Genomic DNA, 23,315 nt, shown 5'->3' with positions numbered 1-23,315 from the left:
AATTAACTAATAACTCTTAAAAATATGCACGTTACTTCACCCGTAAGAACCCCTCTCGTAACCGGCGGCAAAACCTACGCCGACGTGACAGAGGATATCTGTAAGCAGGTGGAAGGCAAGCCAACCAAAGAATGGAAAGCCGCTTTTACGCTTTCATTTGTGGTTTTACTGTATGGTACTTGCTGTGTCTTCTGGACTTGGTGGGAAGGTTTAGGCGTTTGGGGCCTTAACAAAACTGTCGGTTGGGCTTGGGATATCACTAACTTCGTATGGTGGGTTGGTATTGGTCACGCCGGTACTTTGATTTCAGCTATTTTGCTCCTTTTCCGTCAAAAATGGAGAACTTCTATCAACCGTGCTGCAGAGGCGATGACCATTTTCGCTGTTCTTTGCGCTGCGTCCTTTATTGTGATGCACATGGGGCGCCCGTGGTTGGCTTATTGGGCATTGCCCTTGCCAAATACCTTTGGTTCATTGTGGGTAAACTTCAACTCCCCGTTGGTTTGGGACGTGTTTGCCATCTCAACTTATTTCTCCGTTTCCTGTTTGTTTTGGTATGTAGGTTTGGTGCCTGATTTGGCTACTATCCGCGACCGTGCACAGAACAAAGTTTCCAAATACATTTACGGTACCTTGTCTTTAGGGTGGAATGGCTCAGCTAAAACTTGGGCGCGTTATGAGTATATCAGCTTAATTTTGGCTGGTTTGTCAACTCCCCTTGTACTTTCGGTACATACCATTGTATCCATGGACTTTGCTACCTCAGTTATTCCGGGTTGGCATACGACCATTTTTCCGCCATACTTCGTTGCAGGAGCTATTTTCTCAGGATTCGCAATGGTTCAAAATCTGATGCTGGTGACGCGTGTTGTATATAAGTTGGAAGATTATATTACGCATGAACACATTGAAATGATGAATAAAATCATTACACTCACGGGTTCGATTGTAGGGGTAGCTTATTTGACAGAGTTCTTTATGGCTTGGTATTCGGGCGTAGAGTTTGAAAGTTATGCTTTCATCAACCGCGCAACGGGACCTTACTGGTGGGCCTATTGGGCAATGATGACATGCAACGTTATTTCACCGCAGTTGTTTTGGAGCCGTCATATTCGTCGCAGTGTAACCTGGACATTCTTTATCTCTGTTATTGTAAATATCGGGATGTGGTTTGAACGGTTTGTGATTATTGTTACCTCTCTTCACCGTGACTACGTTCCGTCAAGCTGGGCTATGTTTTATCCTACGATGTTTGACATTGGAGATTATATCTTCTCTTTTGGTTTTTTCTTCACCTGTTTCTTCTTATTTTCGAAGTATCTACCGGTAATTAATATGGCTGAAGTAAAAGCTGTAATTAAGTCAACATCAGAGAAACTACCTATAAAAGTATCAGGTGTTTCAAAAGCAGATCGGTTAGCCTCTCCTGCTTACAAAAAGGATGCAGAATAAAAGATTCTGGTTCGCGAGAATCATAAGTTCCAAATTTAATTGACATAAAAATGACGGACACAAATAAAAAGTTTTTAGTAGGTATCTATGATGACGACGACGTAATTCTGGATGCAGTCAGCAAAGTAAAAAATGCAGGGGTAAAAATTTATGAGGTCTATTCTCCTTTTGCCATCCATGGTATGGATACTGCTATCGGCCATCCTCGTACTCGTATCGGTATAGCTGCTTTTTGCTTTGGTGTAACAGGCTTTCTTTGTGCTCTTACCCTTACTACTTGGACTATGGGTATTGATTGGCCAATGGTCATTGGGGGCAAAGATCCTATTTCTTTGCCTAACTACGTACCAGCTATGTTTGAATTAACAGTGCTTTTTACAGCATTCGGTATGACATTTACTTTCTTTCTTTCAAATGGTCTCGGTCCAACCGTTAAACCGCTTTTATTTGACCCACGTTGTACTGACAATAAGTTTGTGATGGCTGTAGATCTTAGCAAAAATAAAATGTCAGAAATCGAGATCACAAGCTTGATAAAAGCTTCGGGGGCAGAGGAAGTGAGTATTAAACAGATTTAATGCTTTAAAAATACGATGAAAAGAATCCATACATTGATAGCCTGTACTTTTACAGCTATGACCGCTTTAACATCATGCCAACGCGGTCATGATGAGACAGGTTGGGAATTTGCACCCAATATGTACAATTCGGTTGGTTACGAGCCTTACTCTCAGATTAATAAGAACCCTATAAATGCAGATGGTAAGAATATGCGTGAACCAGTAACAGGTACCGTATCACGACGTAATTATAAGACTCAGCTTGACAGTTCAGGGGTTGATTTAATGATTTACCATTTGGGAAAAGATGATCTTGCTATTGCAGAAACGGTATTAAAGAATCCAATTCCTAACAATGAAAAATCATTGGCCGAGGGCAAAGCACTATACGGTCGTTATTGTCAACATTGCCACGGCGAAACGGGGGCAGGCGAGGGCGCAGTAGCAGATATGTATAAAGGGGTGCCCAACTACAAAGCTGATGCATATCTCAACATGACTGACGGACATATTTTTCACGTGATTACTCATGGAAAAGGACGTATGTGGCCACATGGTTCACAAGTTACTCCTGAAGAGCGTTGGAAAATAGCTCATTATATTCATAAGTTACAAAAAGGATAAAAAGTATTTAATGTGGGAAACCCCACATTGAAAAATGAACAGGTGGCTCGCCACTGAGATAACAATTAACAATTAACGATAAAGATTTATAATGGGCGCACATCATCACGAAGTTGTTTCTGTCGAAGAACAATTTGAATTTACCGCCGACTCAAAACGTAATCTGCTCATTGGCATGGGTATTGGTGCCGCGCTGGTTTTGGTGGGGGCATATATCCTATCACAAGGCGGTGGTCATGACCACGACGCACATGCAGCAGCAGGACATGCGGCTGAGCATGCTCACGAGCACGGAGCACATGCTTATCATTGGACAAAACGTATTATTGCCAATTTGTGGGTAAATAGTGTGTATTTCGCAGGTATTTCAATTATTGGGATGTTTTTTCTGTCGTACAATAACCTTGCTCAAGCAGGGTGGTCAGCAGTATTCAGACGTATTCCCGAAGCAATGCCTTCGTTTTTACCAATTCCCGCAATTATCATATTGGTACTTGCTGTATTTTTTGGGGATCAACTTTTTCATTGGATGCATGAAGGTATTATGGATCCACAAAGTCCTAATTATGATGCCGTAATCGCGGGTAAACAGGGCTTTTTAAATAAGCCTTTCTTTATAATCCGTTTGGTCCTATATTTTAGTTTATGGTATGGCCTTTGGAGAGTACTTCGCAGCTTGTCAATTCAAGAAGACGAAATTGGCGGTACCGATAATTATGAAAAAGCCATTAAATACGGAACAGCTTTCTTAGTTGTATTCGCTGTAACTTCTTCTACTTCTGCCTGGGACTTTGTAATGTCTATTGATACCCACTGGTTCTCAACTATGTTTGGTTGGTATACATTAGCAAGTTGGCACGTAGCAGGTTTGGCTACAATGACATTAACTATTGTAACTTTAAAAGAAAGAGGATATTTGAAAGCAGTGAATGAAAGCCATTTACACGATTTGGGTAAATTCTGCTTTGCTTTTACTATCTTCTGGACGTACGTGTGGTTTGCTCAGTTTTTGCTGATTTACTACGCTAACTTACCTGAAGAGGCTATTTATTATCGTGAACGTTTCACGGGCTACGGAGGAATTTACAAAGCACCGTTTTTTATTAACATTCTTCTAAACTTTGTGATACCCTTTTTAGTTTTAATGACAAGGGACTCAAAACGTACACCACTTATTCTGAAAATTGCCTGTTGGTCTATCTTAGCGGGACATTACTTTGATTTTTATACGAATATTATGCCGGGGACAGTGGGTGAAAATGGCGGTTTTGGTGCAGTAGAATTCGGGTTTATATTGTTATTTACCTGTGCATTTATTTGGACAATATCAAACCAATTGACTAAAGCCAATTTGATTCCGCGCAATCACCCAATGCTGGAAGAGTCTCTTCACCATGATATTGCGTAATTATAAATGAATTGATTTTGCGGAAAAAGCAAATTTTTTCTGATTCTCAAAATCATTAAATCAACTTAAAATCACAAATTACAATGGTTTATTTAGTTGGATTATTATTGATTGTGCTGTTGGGAATTGCAGTTGCCGTTGCGGCAAAACTGCAGAATGTAATGGGCAATATTAAATCGGCCTCCGATGATGAGGCTCCTGTTCCCAATAATAAGATTAATGGAGCCCTTTGGATATTATTTTTGATTGCAGGTTCAATCGGAATGGTATGGTCTTATTTATCGGCAGAGGCATATTTTTTGCCAGAAGCTTCTTCTCCTCATGGTCGTGAAACCGATAGCCAATTTTGGTTTGATATGGGTTTGTTGACCATTGCTTTTTTTGCGGTAAATTTCTTGTTGTTCTTTTTTGCTTGGAAATACCAATATAAAAAAGGATACAAAGCCACTTTCTATCCCGAAGATCACAAATTAGAATTGATTTGGACTGCCATCCCTGCTGTTATCATGGCGGTGTTGGTATTTTTAGGTTTCCGTTCGTGGACTCATATCATGTCTGATGCTCCCGCTGACGCGCAGGTCGTTGAAATCATGGGTAAACAGTTTGGTTGGGTTGTTCGTTATGGAGGTATTCAAGACAATAAATTGGGTAATTATAATTATAAATTAATTGATGATAATAATAGTAATCCAAGCGGTATTGACTACTCAGACGAAGCTTCATTCGATGACTTTATCAATGTAAGTGAAATGCATGTAGAAGTTGGAAAACCCGTTTCATTAAAAATACGTGCCCGTGATGTATTGCATAGTGTATTTATTCCCCACATGCGGGTAAAAATGGATGCTGTTCCTGGAATGCCAACTAAATTTTGGTTTACCCCAGACAAATCAACTGAGCAAATGCGTGCAGAAACAGGTAATCCTAATTTTGATTATGAAATTGCCTGTACTGAAGTCTGTGGACGTGGCCACTTCGCAATGCGTTTACGTTTAATTGTAGAAGATAAAGCTTCCGTAGATGCTTGGAAACAACAACAAAAGCCAGTTTTGTCACAGATTTTAGAAGCTAATCCAAAATTCATTTCTAAAATCCCTGAGAGATTAAGGGCAAAAGCAATGGACTATGCACCTTACGTAGAAGAGATAGATATTACAACTGCAACAACTGGGTCGGCAACCGCCACAAGTACATCATTTCGTTAATGAAAACAATAACTTTAAACTTTAATAAAAATGTCAGTAGTAGAGGCTAATTTGGAACACGATGTTCACGCTCATGATGAGCATGAGCATCATGAGGAGTTAAACTTCTGGCGTAAGTATATCTTCTCAGAAGATCACAAGGTAATTGCAAAGCAATACATGATTACTGGTATTTTTTGGGCAATTATCGGTGCTGCCATGTCGGTAGTCTTTCGCTTGCAATTAGGATTCCCGGGGGCTAACCTTAGTTGGTTAAAACCATTTTTAGGAAAATGGATTACAGAAACAGGTGCTATAGATCCTAATTTCTACCTTGCATTAGTAACGATGCATGGCACTATTATGGTTTTCTTTGTGTTGACGGCCGGATTGAGCGGTACTTTCAGTAACTTCTTAATTCCCTTACAGGTGGGGGCACGTGATATGGCTTCCGGGTTTCTCAATATGTTGTCTTTTTGGTTCTTTTTTGTTTCGAGTGTATTGATGTTTATATCAATTTTTCTTGAAACAGGACCTGCTGCAGGCGGCTGGGTAATTTATCCTCCATTAAGTGCTCTACCACAAGCGCACATGGGCTCGGAAATGGGTATGACTTTATGGTTGCTTAGTATGGCTATCTTTATCATGTCCTCTTTATTAGGGAGCTTAAACTATGTGACTACAATTATCAACCTGCGTACCCGTGGGATGACTTTTACACGTCTTCCACTGACGATCTGGGCATTTATGATTACGGCTATATTGGGCATTATTTCATTTCCTGTGTTATTATCTGCCGCATTATTATTGATTTTTGACCGTCATTTTGGTACAAGTTTTTACCTTTCAGAAATCTATATTAATGGAGAAGCTTTACCTAACGTAGGTGGTAGCCCTATTCTGTTCCAACATTTATTCTGGTTCTTAGGGCACCCTGAAGTGTATATAGTTCTGTTACCTGCATTAGGGATTACTTCCGAAATTATCGCTACCAATTCCCGTAAACCAATCTTTGGTTACCGTGCTATGATTGCTTCATTAATGGCAATCGCTTTTCTGGCATTCATTGTTTGGGCTCACCACATGTTTGTAACAGGTATGAATCCATTCTTGGGGTCCATCTTTATGTTCTTAACACTGATTATTGCGGTTCCATCTGCGGTAAAAGCATTCAATTATATCACAACACTTTGGAGAGGTAACATTGTATTTACACCTGCAATGTTGTTTTCAATTGGACTTGTTTCACTTTTCGTATCTGGTGGATTGACGGGTATCATTCTGGGTAATGCGGCCTTAGATATTCAATTGCACGATACGTATTTTGTGGTAGCTCACTTCCACATTGTAATGGGCGCTGCTTCAGCATTTGGATTCTTTGCAGGGATTTATCACTGGTTTCCAAAAATGTTTGGACGTATGCTCAATAATACAATGGGGCAAATTCACTTCTGGCTGACATTTGCTGGAGTCTATCTGATATTTATGCCGATGCACTACATTGGTATTGCCGGTTTCCCTCGCCGTTATTATCAGTTTACAGCTTTTGATTTTGCAAAATCTTTCACTGATATGAATATGTTCATCAGTGTGGCAGCTATATTAACTTTCTTTGCTCAATTTATTTTCCTTTGGAATTTCTTCTACAGTATATTTAAAGGAAAGGTAGCTCCTGCTAATCCTTGGAAATCTAATACATTGGAATGGACTACTCCAGTCAATGTTGGACATGGTAACTGGGTAGGTGAAATACCGGCAGTATACCGGTGGCCTTATGATTACAGCAAACCGGGCGCACCCGATGATTTTATTCCTCAAAATGTTCCGCATTCACAAACGTTGGAATCAAACTTCCCACATGAAAATGCATACATAGCACAGGAAAAAGAAATTGAGGCACAAAACTATAATGACCAATTCGCGGCTCATTAATTCTGAAAATAACACCCGACTGTTTCGGCGGCTGGCACTTCTAACGGTTATTGTCGTATATGTATTAATTCTTATCGGCGGAATCGTTAGAAGTACCGGTGCCGGTATGGGATGTCCTGATTGGCCAAAATGCTTTGGAAGTTGGGTCCCACCAACTGAGATATCTCAATTACCTGCAAATTATCAGGAGATTTTTGGCGCAAAGCTTAAAGGTGAAGTTGAGTTTAATGCCTTCAAGACTTGGACAGAATATCTAAATCGCCTATTTGGGGCTTTTACGGGGCTGGTAATTTTCGGAACACTTTTAGCGTCAATTCCTTTCCTTAAGAGAGACCGTCCTGTTTTTTTTATGAGCTTATTGGCCTTTTTGTTAGTAGGTTTTGAAGGATGGTTGGGCTCAAAAGTGGTTTCGACAGAACTGGCACCGATATTGGTAACTTTACACATGCTTTTGGCGATTGTTATCGTATTTATTCTTTTATATGTAATGGCCAGATCCTTTGTCGGTCATGTTTCAGTAGAAGAAATAAATCATAAGAAGTTTATCAATAAGTGGTTGCAATGGACGTTGCTTTTATCGTTGTTGCAGGTTTTGATTGGAACTCAGGTACGTGAGGCAATGGATGTGGCGATTAAAGAATTTGGAGAAGCAGGACGAGCCCAGTGGATTAATAGCTTAGGGCTTAAGTTTTATATTCATCGTTCGTTTTCTATTTTGATTTTAGGAATGCACGTTGGCTTGGTCTATTGGTTAAGAAAAAATATAGCTTCGAGAGGAATAATTTTTCAGCTATCTTCCGCCCTTTTGATTCTGTTACTCATTGAGATTGCAACGGGAATTGTATTAGCTTATCTGAAAGTTCCTGCATTTGCACAACCGATTCACCTGACTTTAGCGACAGTTGCACTTGGACTACAATTTGTAGTATTGTTGCTAATTAATGCAAATCAAGTTTTTAAACAATCATTGGTGACTCAACTCGAAAATAGATAAGTCTGAAATGGCAATAGCATTTAATATACTTTCCGATAAAATCCGAGTTTACTTAGAGCTAATGAAGCTTCGCTTGGCGTGGTTAGTAGCTTTTTCGGGAGCGTTTGGATACAGCCTGGCCATTGAAAAAGTTGAGTGGGAATCACTGGTCATCTTTTTACTGGCAGCTTTTTCCATTACAGGGGCCGCAAATATCATTAACCAAATCGTTGAAAAAGATTTGGATAAGTTGATGAAACGGACGCAGAATCGTCCTTTGCCAAGCGGACGAATAAGCGCACAGGAAGCTACTTGGCTGGCAGTTGTTCTTTTCTCAGGCGCATCATTTGTATTCTTAATTGAATTTAATCTAAGAGCCTGTGCTTTAGCAATACTCTCTACTATTCTATATGGATTTGTTTATACGCCTCTAAAACGTGTAGGTCCGATAGCTGTTTTTGTAGGGGCTATTCCCGGAGCGTTTCCTCCCATGATTGGATGGGTAGCAGCTACGAATCAATTTGGCTTAGAGCCTGGTATATTGTTTGCTATTCAATTTTTTTGGCAATTCCCCCATTTCTGGGCAATTGCATGGGTATTGGATGAAGACTACAAAAAAGCAAACTTTAATTTGTTGCCCTCAAAAGTAGGGAAAGACAGAAGTACAGCAGTACAGATGATGATTTATACATTGTTTCTGCTGCCGGTCGGATGGTTGCCTTATGAGTTAGGAATGACAGGTATAAATTCTGCTTTGGTTGCAATGTTATTTGGCGCTTTGTTTTTAGGTCAAACATTTCATTTAATGAGAAAATGTTCGGATAAAACAGCACTTCAATTAATGTTTGGTTCGTTTATTTACTTGCCAATTGTGCAAATAGCGTATTTACTTGATAAGATTTAGTTTTTTACTGATATTATGGAAAAGGCTGAAAAATTACAGTTAGAAGAAGCGCCTGAAATTCTCTCAATGGATCCCAAAAAATTTATTTTATGGGGTTTTATTGTGACGATTATCATGCTTTTTGCTTCCCAAACCAGTGCCTATTTGGTACGTAGGGCGGAGGGGAATTGGGTGGAATTTGAAATACCTCAAATTTTTTGGTATAGCACTGTTGTGCTGATTATAAGCAGTATATCAATGCACTGGGCTTATTTAGCTGCAAAAAAAGACAATTTCAATACCCTCAAAATCGCAATTTCTATTACTTTTGTCCTTGGGCTTGCATTTTTATGGATGCAGTTTGAAGGTTGGAAAGACCTTGTAGCTCAGAACATTTACTTTGTTGGTAATCCGTCGGGGTCATTTTTTTATGTTTTTACGCTGCTTCACGGAGGGCACTTGATTACGGGATTGATTGTATTGTGCGTTACTTTTATTACAGCAATGAGATTAAAGGTACACGCTAAAAATCTAAGAAGGATTGAGATTTGTACAACCTACTGGCATTTTTTAGACATTTTGTGGATTTATCTGTTCGCGTTTCTTTTGTATTTTCGTTAAAGTAAAATTTTAATTATAACCTGAATTTTTAATAGAATAACGATGGCTGCTACTGTACAACCGAATGTAAAAAATGTATGGCTGGGGGGAGTTGAGCCCATGAAGGCCAGCTACGGAAAGTTGATGATGTGGTTCTTTTTGATTTCTGACACATTCACATTCTCGGCTTTGCTGGTTTCTTATGGCTTAGTTCGCTACAGCTACCCGGCTTATGGGGGTAAGGTTGTGGATTTTGTGTCATCGCCGGCCTATTGGCCTATACCGGAAAAGGTTTTTGATGCATTACCGTTTTTGCACGGTCTGCATGCACCATTGATTTTCGTGGGGATTATGACCTTTATCTTGATTTTTAGCTCCGTAACAATGGTACTGGCTGTAGAAGCAGGCCACCGTATGGATCGTCCGGCAGTAGAAAAATACATGCTATGGACTCTGTTGGGAGGTGCTACATTTTTAGGATGCCAAGCTTGGGAATGGACTCACTTTATTCATGGGACCGATGAAGGGACTGTAATTAAAGAACTTATAGATGGTTCATGGGTGTCAAATACGATTTTTGGAGCAAATCTAACTCAAAATCAATATGGCCCGCCGGCATTTGCCGACTTCTTTTTCTTTATCACGGGTTTTCATGGTACCCACGTTTTTTCAGGAGTGATTTTGAATTATATGATTTTCTACCGCACTTCAACTGGTTTCTATGATCGTCGAGGAAGCTACGAAATGGTTGAAAAGGTAGGTCTATATTGGCACTTTGTTGATTTGGTATGGGTGTTTGTATTTACTTTCTTCTATTTGGTATAACATTCCTAACTACCTAATTTCTAAATTTTAACTAAAAAAAGATATGGCACACGTACATGAACAAGACGCAAACGCCGGTGCAGAGCAACGTAAAGTAATTTGGCGTACCTTTTGGATACTATTAGGAATTACTGCCTTAGAATTTGCCATTGCTTTTACACTCAATGCTGGATTACTTAAAACCTCAATTTTCGTGGGTATGACAATCATAAAAGCTTTCTACATTGTAGGAGAGTTTATGCACTTAAAACACGAAGTAAAATCTTTGATTTGGGTACTTTTGATTCCCTGTATTTTTGTAGTGTGGTTGTTGATTGCCCTGATAAGCGAAGGTGGATCGATTTTTGATTTGAGATAACATTATGCAAAAGTACATAAAAGCCGGAATGCTGACTTTGGTGTTGGTATTACCGGCTTTAGTTATTTTACTGTTACACGGTTTTGCCGAAAACCATTTCCAAATTCCTTATTTGGTACCTCTTACGGATTCTTCGGGAAAAATAGCCATGAATGGGAAGGATACTCTATTTTACCGGGTTCCAAGTACCGATAGAGGTCAAATTAAAATTGTCAGCTTTTTTGCCAAAAGTGACTCTAAGCAACTGATACAGCAATATTCAAGAGTGGAAAAGTTGGCTTCTGATGATGTTTTATTAGTAAATATTGATGGAAATGAGGGAGAAAAAGAGGCCACTCAAAAATACAGGGTGTCTCTATTAAAAAAAGAAAAATCTCTCGAAACCATTCCTTATAACGAGCAGTTTGTTCTATTAGATAAGAAAGGCTATATCAGAGGCTTTTATGATGGAACGAACCCAGAAGAGGTAGATCGTTTGTCTGCTGAAGTGAAGATACTGTTGGATATTTACAAAAAGGAACAGAAATAAAATGGACACACTTACTTTACCAAAAAGCAAAAAGTATAACCAATTAATCAACATTGTTGCAGTGGCAATCCCTGTGGTTGTAGCTATTTTACTTAATCCGCGTATTCCCAAAGTTGAATTAGGAGAGTGGACAAAAGCACTGCCGCATGTAAATGGCTTGTTAAATTCGCTCACAGCAGTATCGTTATTGGCTGGGTTCTACTTCATTAAACAAAAAAATATTGCTGCACATCGCTTGATGATGACGATTTCCTTTACGTTAGGCGCTATTTTTTTAGTGAGTTATGTTTTATATCACCTTTCGAATGAGTCAACTCCGTTTGGAGGTGAAGGGTTAATTCGTCCCATATATTATTTTTTGTTAGTTTCGCATATTACACTTTCAATAGGAGTGGTATGGTTTGTGTTAAGGGCTATCTATTTTGCAGTCAGCAATCAGATAGAACTTCATAAAAAAGTGGTTAAATGGGCGCTTCCTATTTGGCTGTATGTCAGTATCACGGGAGTGATTGTTTATTTGATGATTGCCCCGTATTACAATTAGTCAACGGGTGATTATTGTTCATTAATGAATCAGAATAATGAAAAATCTTAGAATAGTCTTCTTTGCTCTTTTTTTTTTTTTTTTTAGTTGCCAACTGTCATTGGCGCAATGTGCTATGTGCAAAGGTGCCGTTGAAACTAATATGAGCACCGGACGCAATGTTATTGGAAATGGAATTAATGCAGGAATTGCCTACCTCTTTGCGTTTCCTTACTTGATTGTAGGGGTGATTGCTTATCTTTGGTATCGTAACAGTAAAAAAGCATTGGCACAGCGATTGGCTGTTCAAGCACGTGTGCGAGATGCTTTGCGCCAATAAGTAGTTAATATTTACACCAATTTCAGGTTAGCAGATTACAAACTGTTGACTTTGGACTGCCGCACGGGCACGGTCGCCACGGGGCGCCCCGCAACTGTAAACTCACATGTATTCCTCTACAAAACCTCTTTTTGATTATATTGTCCGAAATGTAACTGCCTATTCCCACAAAGAAGCTCGGGCAATGGCCTTTATGTTGTTGGAACATTACCTGAGACTACGTAATGTGGACGTGCTTGTTGATAAGCCTATTCCGTCCAATGCTTCTCAGCCCGATTGGGACATTATCATTGCAAGACTCAACCAAAGTGAGCCTGTACAACACATTATAGGGTCTACCTACTTCTGCAATTTAGAATTTAAAGTATCTCCTTCTGTTTTAATTCCTCGTCCTGAAACCGAAGAATTAGTGCGTTTAGTGGTCAAAGACTGTTATTGGGACGAAGACCCTGTCAAAATTGTGGATATCGGTACTGGAAGTGGATGTATTGCTATAGCGTTGGATCGTTTTATGTCTTTTGCGAAAGTGTGGGGGTGGGATGTATCAGACGATGCTTTGGCCGTTGCGCAGGAAAATGCACACAGACTGCTTTCGGAAGTTAAGTTTGAGAAATATGATATTCTCAAAGAAGATACCTTTGAAGGTCAATTTGATTGTGTAGTAAGCAACCCTCCTTACGTCACATATTCAGAACAAATTAGTATGGAGCCAAATGTACTTCGATTTGAACCTCATTTAGCTCTGTTTGTGGAAGATGCAGATCCACTTTTGTTTTACCGTGCCATTGCTGATTTCTGTCTCAAACACCTTAAAAGTACAGGGGCTTGTTACGTTGAAATCAATGAGCATTTCGGGGCGGCGACCCAAAAACTTTTTGTAGAAAAGGGCTTTAGAAAAGTAGAAGTTATTCAGGATATGTATGGAAAAGACCGTATCGTGAAAGCAAGGCTTTCGGTAGAGGAGGTGTAGAAATTATGCTTCAGCTTTAAAAACTTCCTCAAAAGTCAATTCAAATCCTTCTACTAACTTAGAATGAGCCGTTCCGGATTCTTCGACTGCTGAGAAAACAACATATTTGTCGTTTATGAGTGCATAAACAATGATTGTTTCGTTTAAAGGGTCAATAATCCAATATTCGTTTACCCCAAATTGCTCATAGTCATTTTTCTTTTCCACATAATCTCGTACGACCGAGCCTTTTGATACTACCTCCACGGTTAAATCCAGTGCGCCAAAAATACCTTCTTCGGTCGAAAGGCTTCTTTTCTCCTTCGACAAAAAGAAAACATCAGGTTGGCACACGTTACCCTTGTCTAAAACGACATCAAACGGAGAAACAAATACTTCACCGAGTTGACTGAGATTGATTAAATTGAATAGTTTACGGTAAACAAATCCTGTAATCCGCTGGTGAATTCTTTTTGGAGAAGGCATATCAATTAGGCTAAAATTTCTTAACTCATACCGAGATTCGGCGGGGAGTTTGGCCTTCATGTCGTCGTAAGTCCAACGTTCGGTGCTAATAACTCTCATTTTGGCGTGATTTTTTGACTAAAATACCGTCTTTTTTGTATAATACCAAAAGAGCTAAATTACCTATTCAGGAATTCCATTTTTGTATCTCCCCGAAAGGCTGTATTTTGCCAATGTTTTTTGAGAAAAAAGTATTGTGATGAATTATTGGAAAATTATCTTTTTATTTTTAGTCTTTTCAAAGGCATATAACCAAAATGTACGAAAAGTGAGTGCAACCATGACCATGCGTACTGCACACAAAGGAAAAACTACAAATACCCATGCTGAATTATGTTATGCCACATCAGGCCGCATGATAACGCTGTTTCCCAAGCCTTCTGAATTGTATGTTTTTAATAATTCGAATGGGGAACTAAAAGTCTATGATCCAACCAAAAATACCGTTTTGCAACAACAAAATGCTACTTATAGTACCGAAACAACGCAATTCTTCTTCTTTTTACACAATAGAAAAGCTGATTTGGGACTGTCAAGTATGGGTTTTAGTTTGGGAGAAACTAAGTTTGAAAATGGGGTGATGATTACAATTTGGAAATCCCCAACTCCGTTGGCTAAAAATATCAAACGCGTAGAACTCGTTCATAAAGGGCAGAACCCAATTTTTATGAAGTATGTTGATCCGTCAGAGCGCACTATTAAGAAGGTGTTTTATTATGATTATACTAAACTGGGAAGCGTAGATTTTCCACAGACAATTACACAAATTGACTATTTGACAGCTCGAGATTCGATTGTTACCAAAACAGCCTATGGAGCCTTAAAGGTGAATGAACAAGTTACCTCGAATTTGTTAGAATTTTCAATTCCGGCGAATGCTAAAATCATAAAATGAGGCAAAAAGAAATGAAGAAGGTGCTTTTGTTTTTTATATCCGTCTGTTTTTTCTTGACTTCAGGAAATATATGGTCACAAGTTACGGATTTAGAACTGCTGGCAGAGTCAGGCTCTGCCCCAACGGTTACATTTGGACAAACCAAAAAGTCTAAACCTACCCCTTTTCTGCGTTTCAATCCTGCGTATTGGTTGTTGAATGGTGCTTTAACGGGTTATCAGAAAGTGATTTCACCACAAATTTCTGCAGCTTGTTTATATGAGTTGTCTTGTTCGCGTTTCAGTCGGGCTGCGATTCAGGAATTTGGAATTGTTAAAGGTATTGCTCTCACCGCTGACCGACTTGCTCGCTGTAATCGAGTAGCCGCAACAAGTATTGAACTGTTGCGTATCAATCCACAAACGGGTAGGGTAGTGGATGTACCAACGATGTATCGGGTAAAAACAAAGGAGGTGCAATGAGAAAAGTTATAAGGCTGTTTTTGTCCTATTGCAAGCGTGTTTCTTTCTTTCTACTCTTTTCTAATCCTCTTTTCGCCCAGCAGGCACTTTCTTCAGATTCTCTCTTTATAGAATATTTATTAGAGAAAAAGTACTATAACGACGTTCTTCACTGGACGCAGCATCGCCAAACATTTCCTTATTATCGCGGTTTGGCATTTTATAATCAATTGAAATTGGATTCGGCCCTACATTATTTTGAACAGGTGCCTATCCACCATCCGAACTACATTAAATCAAAATTTTTAGAAGGAATTGGGCACACTTTTCAGAAACGCTACCAAAAGGCAGACCAAGTTCTATCCCAGCTTTCAACTTCTGATTCTTTACTGACAGCACTCCGAAACTTTCAACTGGCAGGAGTCGCTTTGCTTGAGCGTGATACACTCAAATTTGTTTCCTATCGCCAACAGTTCAATGGAAAGTATTTCGCTTTTAGTCAGGAAGAAGAAAAGTTGGGAGAAAATTACCGCTTGATTCAACAGCATAAGCATAAATCCCCGCTATTGGCGGGTTTAATGTCTGCCATTGTGCCCGGAAGTGGAAAAATTTATGCCGGTAAAACGGGACAAGGCTTAATTACTTTTATTCAAAACTTAGCATTGGGATTGCAAACCTACGAAGCGTATCGCCGAGATGGCTGGAAAAGCCCCCGATTTCTATTGTACAGTGGTTTATTTACGTTTTTTTATGTAGGAAATATTTGGGGAAGTACGCTGACAGTACATATACGTAAGCAAGAATTCAAAGATAAAGTCAATGAACAGATTCTGTTTAATATGCAAATTCCTATCCGTACTGTTTTTAATCAGTAATGAAAGTAGGACACAGGCTCGACAAATGGCTGATAGCCTGATGAAAGGGCATGAATACGCTTTAGCTGCGGTCTATTACGAAAAAGCATTGTTTGACCAAAATCAGCAAGTGGATACAGTAATTTCAGAAAATTTCAGGTTATTAACAAATACGTTACTAAATCAAAAAATTCAGTGTCAAAAAGCTTTACGGACTTTCGAGGATGCTTGGCAAACGGCGCAGCGATTTGATTTGAATGAACCCAATGATACCCTTCAATTCAAATTAAGGTATGAGGGGGCACTGTGTGGATATTTGAGCCAACGATACAATGAAGCCTACGGACAAATTCAACAAACCCGTTTTTATACACGCGATACTACTTTGACTGCCTCGTTGGATGTATTGGAAATTTTAACGCTCAACGAACTGGAGCGGTGGACAGAATCAAAAGTGATATTTGCCCGATATGTGAGCCGTAATCGATTAACTATTCAAGTTGATAAGTTATATGATTTCCTGAAAAAAAAGCCTAAGAACCCCGATAAAGCGCAATTGCTGTCTTTTCTGATGCCTGGATTGGGGCAAATCTATGCAGGGTACCCAAAAGAAGGGTTAGTATCGGCGGGGTTACAGGCATTGTCCTTGGGTTTTGGCGTATACCATGTTTTGAACAAATATTATCTTATTAGTTTTTTTTCGGGCGCAGGTTTATTTCAGACATTTTATTTTGGAGGAGCCAGAAGGGCTTCTTTGATGGCGGAGGAAACTAATCGTAAGCGAAAAGCACGGAATAGCCAAAAGATAAGGGCTTTACTGGTCGAAAATGAACAAAAAAAAGAGAGATAACGGAATTATCTCTCTTTTTTTGCCAGAAATGGACTTAATTTGCAAACATAAAGAACTTCTTGTTATCCACGTATTTATCAAAGTTTTTCTCTTCGATGACTTCCAGAAGCAGTACAATCCAGTCAATCAAAGCTACGATTCCAAGACCGCCGCAGGTTAGAATATATCCTACGATAACCCCACCAGCAGTACCAAGATAAGCGCGGTGAATACCTAAGAAACCTACAACCCAAGCCAAGATAAAAGCTACAACTGGTTTTTTATCACCTGCCATAATTTTTGTAACATCTTTGCCTTCTCCCATTAAACTTTCAAATGCCGTAGCTGCCTGTTCCACATTGGCTATATCCAATTGCTCACCCGCGTTGAGGGTTTGTTCAATCGCTTGAGCATCTACAAAATACTCAGCAGTAGTGGCATGGCTTTTACTTACAAGAAGTACAGCAAAGCAAAAAACAAGTGCAAATAGTTTTTTCATAATTTACTTTCGGGTTTTAATTGTGATTACGCCTCAAAAATAACCATTGGGACGTAATCAACAAATGAGAATTGGAGAAATTTTAAAATTTGAAAGCAATCCCTGCCTGTAGGGTACCAAATCCTGAGCCTAACTCAGCAAATACGCCTAAATTAGGTTTGAAATAATACTTGCCCCCTATGTGTGCAAGAAGTAATACTCCGCTTCCATAAGAGCTGCTATAAGCAGTTCCTGCATAACCCCAACTGATATTTCTGTAACCAAGGCCTAAGCCTGCGTATAAGTCAATCTTATCATCATCCAATTTCAATAATTCATTAAAGTGATAAGAACCTCTGGCCCCAAAAGTAAGTACCGACCAATTTGAACCAGAGCCTAAATAGTTGCTTCTGCCTGAGTAACCGCCCAGAACACCAACGCTGATTGCATCGTGGATTCCGAATTCAAATGAACCGCCTAAGCCAATACCACCTGCTCCATAAGTACCTAAACCAACACCAAGATTTAGAAGCTTATCCCCCTTTTGGTAGGATTGAGCTAATGAATTAGTTTGAAAACATACGATTGCGGCTAAGGCCAGCAATGAGGAATAAAAAACTTTTTTCATGGTAAATTGTGATTTTTAGTTGTAAATAACGTTTCAAAGAAAATACAAAAAACCTTTTAAATGATGGACGTTCCTCTAAAATTTATTATACGGTCTTGTTAATAGGGAAAAGTACCATCAAGTAGAGTAAATATAGAAATGAAGAATGGGAAATACAAGGATTTAAAAGATTTTAATCTTATAGGCATCAATCTGAATGTACTGACCAAATTGTCAAACCTTCCTGATTATCTTTGCAGCGAATTTTTTATCTCTTTCATGCCTAAAATTATCATTGCCGTAGATGGCTATTCGAGTTGTGGTAAAAGCACAACTGCCAAAGGAGTGGCGTCTTATCTGGGATACGCCTACATTGACACAGGAGCCATGTATCGGGCTGTCACGTTGTATTTTTATACCCATCATGTATCACTCACCAATCCCAAAGAAATTGTCAAAGCCTTAGAAAATATAAAAATAGACTTTAGGCGTAATCCTGAAACAGGACGCAATGAGACATACCTGAATGGATTGAATGTTGAAGACGAAATCCGAAAATTATACATTGCCAATTGGGTGAGTGAAGTCAGTGCCGTATCAGAGGTGCGCCGAGCTATGGTAGCGCAACAGCAACGCATGGGCAAAGCGCGCGGGGTGGTAATGGACGGGCGTGATATTGGCACCGTCGTATTTCCCGATGCAGAGCTCAAGGTGTTTATGACGGCCGATCCAGAAATCAGGGCACAACGCCGTCAAATTGAATTGTTGGCCAAAGGTGAGATGCTAGACCTTGCTGAGATTCTTCAAAATATTCGGATGAGAGACTACATTGATACTACTCGTGCCGATAGCCCACTCAAGCAAGCCGAAGGTGCAATATGGGTGGACACCTCCTTTATGACCCTTGATGAACAGATAGAATTGGTGACGCATCTGGCCGATGAAAAAATAAGCGAGCTTATTCGGGAAAATAATTTCAAATCATGACGGCCGATTATCTTATCGTAGGGCAAGGTATTGCGGGGTCAGTATTAGCTTGGACATTGCATCTGCGAGGACATCACGTCTTACTATTAGACGACCCAACTCTACCTTCTGCATCAAAAGCATCAGCGGGTGTTTTTAACCCACTTACCGGGAAAAAATTGAATCGTACTTGGAAAGCCGACGAATTGTTTCCTTTTGCGTGTCAGTTTTATGAAGACATGCAAAAAAGCGTTGGGAGTGAACTTTTGCATTTTTGTAACATCTATCGCCCTTTTCGTTCAATCGAAGAGCAAAATTCTTACTTAGCCCAAAGCGCTGACCCAATTTCGGCCAAATACGTTTTGGAGAAGGCAGACAATGAAAAATTCACTTCTTTTATTGAAAATCCGTACGGTGGTCTTCAAATTACGCAGTCCGGTTGGGTAGATTGTTCGGAGATGGTCGAAAAAGTAAAGACCTTCTTTGTGAGTAAAAGTCAATATATTTTTGAAAATTTTGATTATCAACATATTGATTTTCAAAAAGAAGCAGTTTTTTATAAAAATATTGAAATTAAAAAAATACTATTTTGTGAAGGATACGAAGCCTGTCAGAATCCTTTTTTTAATTGGTTGCCTTTCAATCCTGTGAAAGGAGAAAATCTAATCGTACTTGTTGAAGACTATCCATTGACCGAAATCATCAATCAGGGAACTTTTATACTACCGATAGATGGACAGGGTAAATGTCGCTTAGGAGCTACTTATTCGTGGGATAATCTGGATTGGGACATAACTGACGAAGCACGTGATTCTTTAGAAGAGAAAATAAAAGGGTACTTAAAAAAGCCGTATCAAATTTTGGAGCAACAGGCAGGGATACGTCCTTCCACAGATGACCGTCGTCCTTTTGTGGGATTGCATCCGGAGCATCCTGAATTGGGAATATTTAATGGATTAGGAACAAAAGGAGTTACGTTGGCACCTTATTTTTCTGAACAATTTGCAAAATTTTTAGAATCGGGAGAAGATTTAGATGCAGAGGTGAATATTGAGCGAGTTTTTTCGTTATATTTTCGTTCTAAATTAAGTTAATCGTAGTCAGTATAATAGTTAATGGTATTGTAGTTAAACTATTAGCGGCTAACAATTAACGGTTAACAGTTCAGGTTGATTATGAAAAGGGTTTCTATTTCACAATTTCTTTGCATAGGGGCAGCACTTTTGCTTACCCAAATGGTCGAAGCGCAAAATTATCCTTCGCAAGAGCAGTTTGGCAAAAACCGTGTCCAGTACCAACGATTTGAATGGAAAATTCTCAAAACTAATAACTTTGAGATTTATCATTATGGAGCAGGTACGCCATTGGCTACGTTGGCAGCACAGTATGCCGAGTCAGAGTTTGACCGCATTACTGAAGTGTTGGGATACACACCCTATAACAGAATCAAGATTTTTCTTTATAACTCGCCCCAAGAGTTGCTGCAAAGCAATATGGGAATGGCCAATAGCACTGACCTAAGTGAGACGGAGCTGAATTTGGCAAAGTCACGCTTAGAAATTGCCTTTTCGGGGGATCAAGTCAGTTTTCGGAAACAGCTTATTAAGGAAATATCCCGCCTGTTTGTGTACGATATGCTCTACGGCGGCAGTTTGAAGGATGCTTTACAAAGTTCGTTACTGTTGTCGTTGCCGGATTGGTTCATGTCAGGTATTGCAGCTTACATCGCCGAAGGATGGAGCCCAGAATTGGATGACTACATGCGGGATGCGATTGTGCACCGTCAGATGAAAAAACCGTCTTTATTGACGGGCTCTGAGGCTACCCTTGTAGGACAGTCTATTTGGAATTATATCGCCGAACGTTATGGCAAAGACAATATTTCCAATATCTTAAATCTTACGCGTATTATCCGCACGGAGCAGACAAGTGTTGCCAGTACCTTAGGAGTTTCTTTTACGCGTTTTCTGAAAGATTGGCGCGATTTTTATACCAAAATGGCCACTACAACAAGTGCCACCTATAAAGATCCGTTAGGGGATTGGCGTCAGGAGCTGGATTTACCTTTGGGAAATCTTCCCAACTCTGTTCGGCTCAGTCTTGATAATCAGTACGTTGCCGTTACTAATCGTAAGAGCGGTAAATATACAGTGGATATTATCAATACTGAAAGCAAAGTTAGCACTACAATTATTAAAGGTAAGTATTCGCTTGAGAAAAGAACGTATCTGAGCCGCACACCTTTGGTAGCTTGGAGTCGTAACAATGGCCTGGCGATTATTACGGAAGAAAATGGACGTGTTTTTTTGGAAATCTTTGACATTTCTGATAAGGGAAAATCTAAGTTGCGTTTGAGCAGAGAAGTTAGAGGTATCAATCAGGTAACGGATTTTGATATTTCAAACGATGGCTCAACGTTAGCATTAAGTGCAGATAGCCGCGGGCAAAATGACCTGTTTTTATTTAATGTAGGACGCTCATCCCTGCTTCAACTGACAAGCGATTTGTACGATGATCGTTATCCTCATTTTTCGGGAAGTTCTACGACCCGAGTTTTATTTACATCCAATCGTTTGAAAGATTCTTTGACAGTAACCGATAAGGGTTCCTATAAAACAGTTAAAGAGAAAACGGCTTTATTTATTCACGATGGTAATCCGCGAGCACAAACGGTCACTCGGGTTGTAGATTCATTGGGAGTTATTTCTAACCCACGTTCTGCCGATGAAAATACATTCTATTTTCTTTCTGACTATAAGGGTGTAAATAATCTGTTCAAATATGAATTAGATATAAAGAGACTTAGTTCTGTAACAGGCTTTAACCAAAATATTCGAGATTACGATTATCTATTGCCTTCAGGTGCGTTTGCAGGTATTAATTGGTTCAACGATAAAGAAGCTGTGATTTACCAACGACGTCTCACACCCATTGCGACCGAATTGGTGCCTACATCCCGTATTCAAAGTATTTCGGGAGTATCCGTTTATAAAACTGAACAACGTAATAATCCTGCCGCAGATGCCAGTTTGATTGCCCAAATGGCTAATCCACGGAAAATTCAGTTGGATTCTGGAGAGGTTGATACCGATAATTACGAGTTTGATGCGGATGTGCTTAAAACGTTTGAATATCGTCAGCGGAGAGGGACAACTATTTCAAGTGCTGCCAACCTTCCTTCGCGCAATCGAAAAAGGGAAAATATTACAATAAAAGGCCCAATCAGTTATAAGAGTTTGTTCATCAGCAATGATGCTACCTCCGATTGGCGCATTGACCCTATCAGAGGATTTGGTTTTGCGCAATCGTTGACAATGAACGATTTGCTGGAGAATCACATCGTAAAAGCAGGCTTTTTCTTGGGATTGCTGAACTTTCGTACCAACAACCTTTGGGCTGAGTACAATAACTTGGCGCACCGAATTGATTACACGGTAAGGGTAGATCGTCAGAGTTTGTATGTGCAACCGCCGGCAAGTCAGAAGTATCGTTACAACCGAGTAGCATTTACAGCTGCGTATCCGATAAACAATAATACGAGAGTATCACTGACTCCATTTTTTGCCGAATCCCGTTTGTTGGATGTCAGTAATATTTCTGCCGCCGATGTGGCTTCTACTTATTTGGGAGCCAGAGGTGAATTTGTCTATGACAACTCCCGCATAAACGGGATGAATATGATGGAAGGTACTCGTTTTAAAATACGGTACGATTTGTTTGGAGGAATCAATGGAACGAGAGGTTTTAATCGGATTGCCATTGACCTTCGCCATTATCAGAAAATTCACCGAGACCTGATTTTTGCCACCAGGTTGTCTTTTGCCCATTCCGAAGGTAAATCTCCTAAACAAAGTGTAATGGGAGGAATGGAAAACTGGACCGGCAACAATCAGGACGAACGTACGGTAAATCCATTAGCGGTAGGGTTGAGCAGTTCATTGATACCGATTGATAATCGAGATATATTTTTCGTAGAAATGGCCACGAATTTGCGCGGGTTCAACTTCAATAAAGTATCTGGCAGTAGCCATTTATTGTTTAATGCAGAATTGCGGATGCCATTGGTTAAGTACTTTTATCGCGGACCGATTACTTCTAATTTCCTGCGTAATTTCCAATTAGTAGGCTTTACGGATGTAGGTACGGCTTGGACAGGCAAATGGCCTTTTAACCGTCAGAATAGCTTAAATACTGAAATCATTCGTTTAGACTTTTTCAGTGCAACGGTTAATAATTTCCGTAATCCATTTTTGCTTGGGTATGGTTTAGGTGCCCGAACAATGTTGTTTGGATTCTATGTAAAGTTTGACTATGCATGGGGTTTTGATAACGGAGAAGTTAATAAACCCATTCCTTATTTAACCCTTGGATATGACTTTTAAGGAGTGATATTTGATAGAAAAGCCGAGCAGAAATGCTCGGCTTTTTTTATGTTTTTTAAGTATATTTTTACAAAGGATAAACGACATTTTTTGTCTTGAAAATAGGCCTTCAGACCCTGTTTTGCCCCCTTTTAAGGCCAAAATACCTGTTTATTGGCACGGTTTTAGCTAATTAGTACCCGACTGGTTTAAAATTGAA

25 protein-coding genes are annotated in these 23,315 nt (G+C 39.5%); 22 read left to right on the top strand and 3 right to left on the bottom strand.

Annotation, left to right across the window (positions count from 1 at the left end):
- Positions 1–24: 24 nt before the first annotated feature.
- From nrfD to prmC, 15 genes are all read left to right on the top strand, one after another.
- On the top strand, positions 25–1,452 hold the full coding sequence (nrfD, locus tag Q0081_RS30950) for an NrfD/PsrC family molybdoenzyme membrane anchor subunit (protein ID WP_298362842.1): 1,428 nt from the start codon (positions 25–27) through the stop codon (positions 1,450–1,452).
- A gap of 50 nt (positions 1,453–1,502) precedes the next feature.
- The gene (locus Q0081_RS30945) at positions 1,503–2,030 is read left to right on the top strand and encodes a DUF3341 domain-containing protein (RefSeq protein ID WP_298362840.1); all 528 of its coding nucleotides are present in this window, start codon (positions 1,503–1,505) and stop codon (positions 2,028–2,030) included.
- A 15-nt stretch (positions 2,031–2,045) separates the two neighbouring features.
- Complete coding sequence (locus Q0081_RS30940; protein ID WP_298362837.1) at positions 2,046–2,636, top strand: cytochrome c; 591 nt, start codon at positions 2,046–2,048, stop codon at positions 2,634–2,636.
- Positions 2,637–2,727: 91 nt separating this feature from the next.
- Complete coding sequence (locus Q0081_RS30935; protein WP_298362834.1) at positions 2,728–4,044, top strand: quinol:cytochrome C oxidoreductase; 1,317 nt, start codon at positions 2,728–2,730, stop codon at positions 4,042–4,044.
- Positions 4,045–4,127: 83 nt separating this feature from the next.
- Positions 4,128–5,249, top strand: coding sequence for a cytochrome c oxidase subunit II (locus tag Q0081_RS30930; RefSeq protein WP_298362831.1), 1,122 nt, complete (start codon positions 4,128–4,130; stop codon positions 5,247–5,249).
- Positions 5,250–5,279: 30 nt separating this feature from the next.
- Positions 5,280–7,160 (top strand): cbb3-type cytochrome c oxidase subunit I, encoded by a 1,881-nt coding sequence (locus Q0081_RS30925; RefSeq protein WP_298362826.1) that lies wholly within the window; start codon positions 5,280–5,282, stop codon positions 7,158–7,160.
- Complete coding sequence (locus Q0081_RS30920) at positions 7,138–8,154, top strand: heme A synthase (RefSeq protein WP_298362822.1); 1,017 nt, start codon at positions 7,138–7,140, stop codon at positions 8,152–8,154. Before Q0081_RS30925 ends, Q0081_RS30920 begins: the two co-directional genes overlap by 23 nt.
- 7 nt (positions 8,155–8,161) lie before the next feature.
- Positions 8,162–9,037, top strand: coding sequence for a heme o synthase (cyoE, locus tag Q0081_RS30915; protein WP_298362819.1), 876 nt, complete (start codon positions 8,162–8,164; stop codon positions 9,035–9,037).
- A 15-nt stretch (positions 9,038–9,052) separates the two neighbouring features.
- The gene (locus Q0081_RS30910) at positions 9,053–9,637 is read left to right on the top strand and encodes a cytochrome c oxidase subunit 3 (RefSeq protein WP_298362816.1); all 585 of its coding nucleotides are present in this window, start codon (positions 9,053–9,055) and stop codon (positions 9,635–9,637) included.
- A 42-nt stretch (positions 9,638–9,679) separates the two neighbouring features.
- Positions 9,680–10,441, top strand: coding sequence for a cytochrome c oxidase subunit 3 (locus Q0081_RS30905; protein WP_298362814.1), 762 nt, complete (start codon positions 9,680–9,682; stop codon positions 10,439–10,441).
- A gap of 43 nt (positions 10,442–10,484) precedes the next feature.
- A complete protein-coding gene (locus Q0081_RS30900) occupies positions 10,485–10,799 on the top strand; it encodes a cytochrome C oxidase subunit IV family protein (protein WP_298362811.1) in 315 nt (104 codons plus the stop codon).
- Between the two features lie 4 nt (positions 10,800–10,803).
- Positions 10,804–11,328: a hypothetical protein gene (locus tag Q0081_RS30895; protein ID WP_298362808.1), complete on the top strand. Its 525-nt coding sequence runs from the start codon at positions 10,804–10,806 to the stop codon at positions 11,326–11,328.
- A gap of 1 nt (position 11,329) precedes the next feature.
- Positions 11,330–11,872, top strand: coding sequence for a DUF420 domain-containing protein (locus Q0081_RS30890; RefSeq protein WP_298362805.1), 543 nt, complete (start codon positions 11,330–11,332; stop codon positions 11,870–11,872).
- 142 nt (positions 11,873–12,014) lie between these two features.
- Positions 12,015–12,191, top strand: coding sequence for a hypothetical protein (locus Q0081_RS31760; protein ID WP_310586553.1), 177 nt, complete (start codon positions 12,015–12,017; stop codon positions 12,189–12,191).
- A 106-nt stretch (positions 12,192–12,297) separates the two neighbouring features.
- Positions 12,298–13,161, top strand: a complete 864-nt coding sequence (gene prmC / locus Q0081_RS30880) for a peptide chain release factor N(5)-glutamine methyltransferase (RefSeq protein WP_298362800.1) — start codon at positions 12,298–12,300, stop codon at positions 13,159–13,161.
- Positions 13,162–13,164: 3 nt separating this feature from the next.
- On the opposite strand, the gene Q0081_RS30875 is transcribed toward prmC, so the two are convergent.
- Positions 13,165–13,725: a Uma2 family endonuclease gene (locus Q0081_RS30875; protein ID WP_298362797.1), complete on the bottom strand. Its 561-nt coding sequence runs from the start codon at positions 13,723–13,725 to the stop codon at positions 13,165–13,167.
- Between the two features lie 139 nt (positions 13,726–13,864).
- Here Q0081_RS30875 and Q0081_RS30870 point away from each other — a divergent pair, with 139 nt between their 5' ends.
- Genes Q0081_RS30870 through Q0081_RS30855 form a run of 4 tightly spaced genes read left to right on the top strand, consistent with a single transcriptional unit; the run spans position 13,865 to position 16,704 of the window.
- The gene (locus Q0081_RS30870; protein ID WP_298362794.1) at positions 13,865–14,560 is read left to right on the top strand and encodes a hypothetical protein; all 696 of its coding nucleotides are present in this window, start codon (positions 13,865–13,867) and stop codon (positions 14,558–14,560) included.
- Positions 14,557–15,021: a membrane protein insertion efficiency factor YidD gene (yidD, locus tag Q0081_RS30865; protein WP_298362791.1), complete on the top strand. Its 465-nt coding sequence runs from the start codon at positions 14,557–14,559 to the stop codon at positions 15,019–15,021. The genes Q0081_RS30870 and yidD overlap by 4 nt, the downstream gene beginning before the upstream one ends.
- Entirely contained in the window at positions 15,018–15,875 is an 858-nt protein-coding gene (locus Q0081_RS30860) for a hypothetical protein (RefSeq protein WP_298362787.1), read from the top strand. Before yidD ends, Q0081_RS30860 begins: the two co-directional genes overlap by 4 nt.
- A gap of 25 nt (positions 15,876–15,900) precedes the next feature.
- The gene (locus Q0081_RS30855) at positions 15,901–16,704 is read left to right on the top strand and encodes a hypothetical protein (RefSeq protein WP_298362784.1); all 804 of its coding nucleotides are present in this window, start codon (positions 15,901–15,903) and stop codon (positions 16,702–16,704) included.
- Positions 16,705–16,738: 34 nt separating this feature from the next.
- Here the strand turns inward: Q0081_RS30855 and Q0081_RS30850 are convergent, their stop codons facing one another.
- Both Q0081_RS30850 and Q0081_RS30845 read right to left on the bottom strand, forming a co-directional pair.
- The gene (locus Q0081_RS30850; protein WP_298362781.1) at positions 16,739–17,182 is read right to left on the bottom strand and encodes a TM2 domain-containing protein; all 444 of its coding nucleotides are present in this window, start codon (positions 17,180–17,182) and stop codon (positions 16,739–16,741) included.
- 82 nt (positions 17,183–17,264) lie between these two features.
- On the bottom strand, positions 17,265–17,789 hold the full coding sequence (locus tag Q0081_RS30845; protein ID WP_298362778.1) for a hypothetical protein: 525 nt from the start codon (positions 17,787–17,789) through the stop codon (positions 17,265–17,267).
- 258 nt (positions 17,790–18,047) lie between these two features.
- Between Q0081_RS30845 and cmk the strand changes: the two genes are divergently transcribed.
- From cmk to Q0081_RS30830, 3 genes are all read left to right on the top strand, one after another.
- Positions 18,048–18,755, top strand: a complete 708-nt coding sequence (gene cmk / locus Q0081_RS30840) for a (d)CMP kinase (RefSeq protein ID WP_298362875.1) — start codon at positions 18,048–18,050, stop codon at positions 18,753–18,755.
- Positions 18,752–19,828 (top strand): FAD-binding oxidoreductase, encoded by a 1,077-nt coding sequence (locus Q0081_RS30835; protein ID WP_298362775.1) that lies wholly within the window; start codon positions 18,752–18,754, stop codon positions 19,826–19,828. The genes cmk and Q0081_RS30835 overlap by 4 nt, the downstream gene beginning before the upstream one ends.
- A gap of 81 nt (positions 19,829–19,909) precedes the next feature.
- Entirely contained in the window at positions 19,910–23,116 is a 3,207-nt protein-coding gene (locus Q0081_RS30830) for a hypothetical protein (protein WP_298362772.1), read from the top strand.
- The last annotated feature ends 199 nt before the right edge of the window (positions 23,117–23,315 follow it).

The sequence above is a fragment of the Runella sp. genome (assembly GCF_027484545.1).
Classification (GTDB): domain Bacteria; phylum Bacteroidota; class Bacteroidia; order Cytophagales; family Spirosomataceae; genus Runella.
The sequence above is the reverse complement of the archived record's forward strand: the minus strand, read 5'-3'. Positions and strand labels throughout refer to the sequence as shown.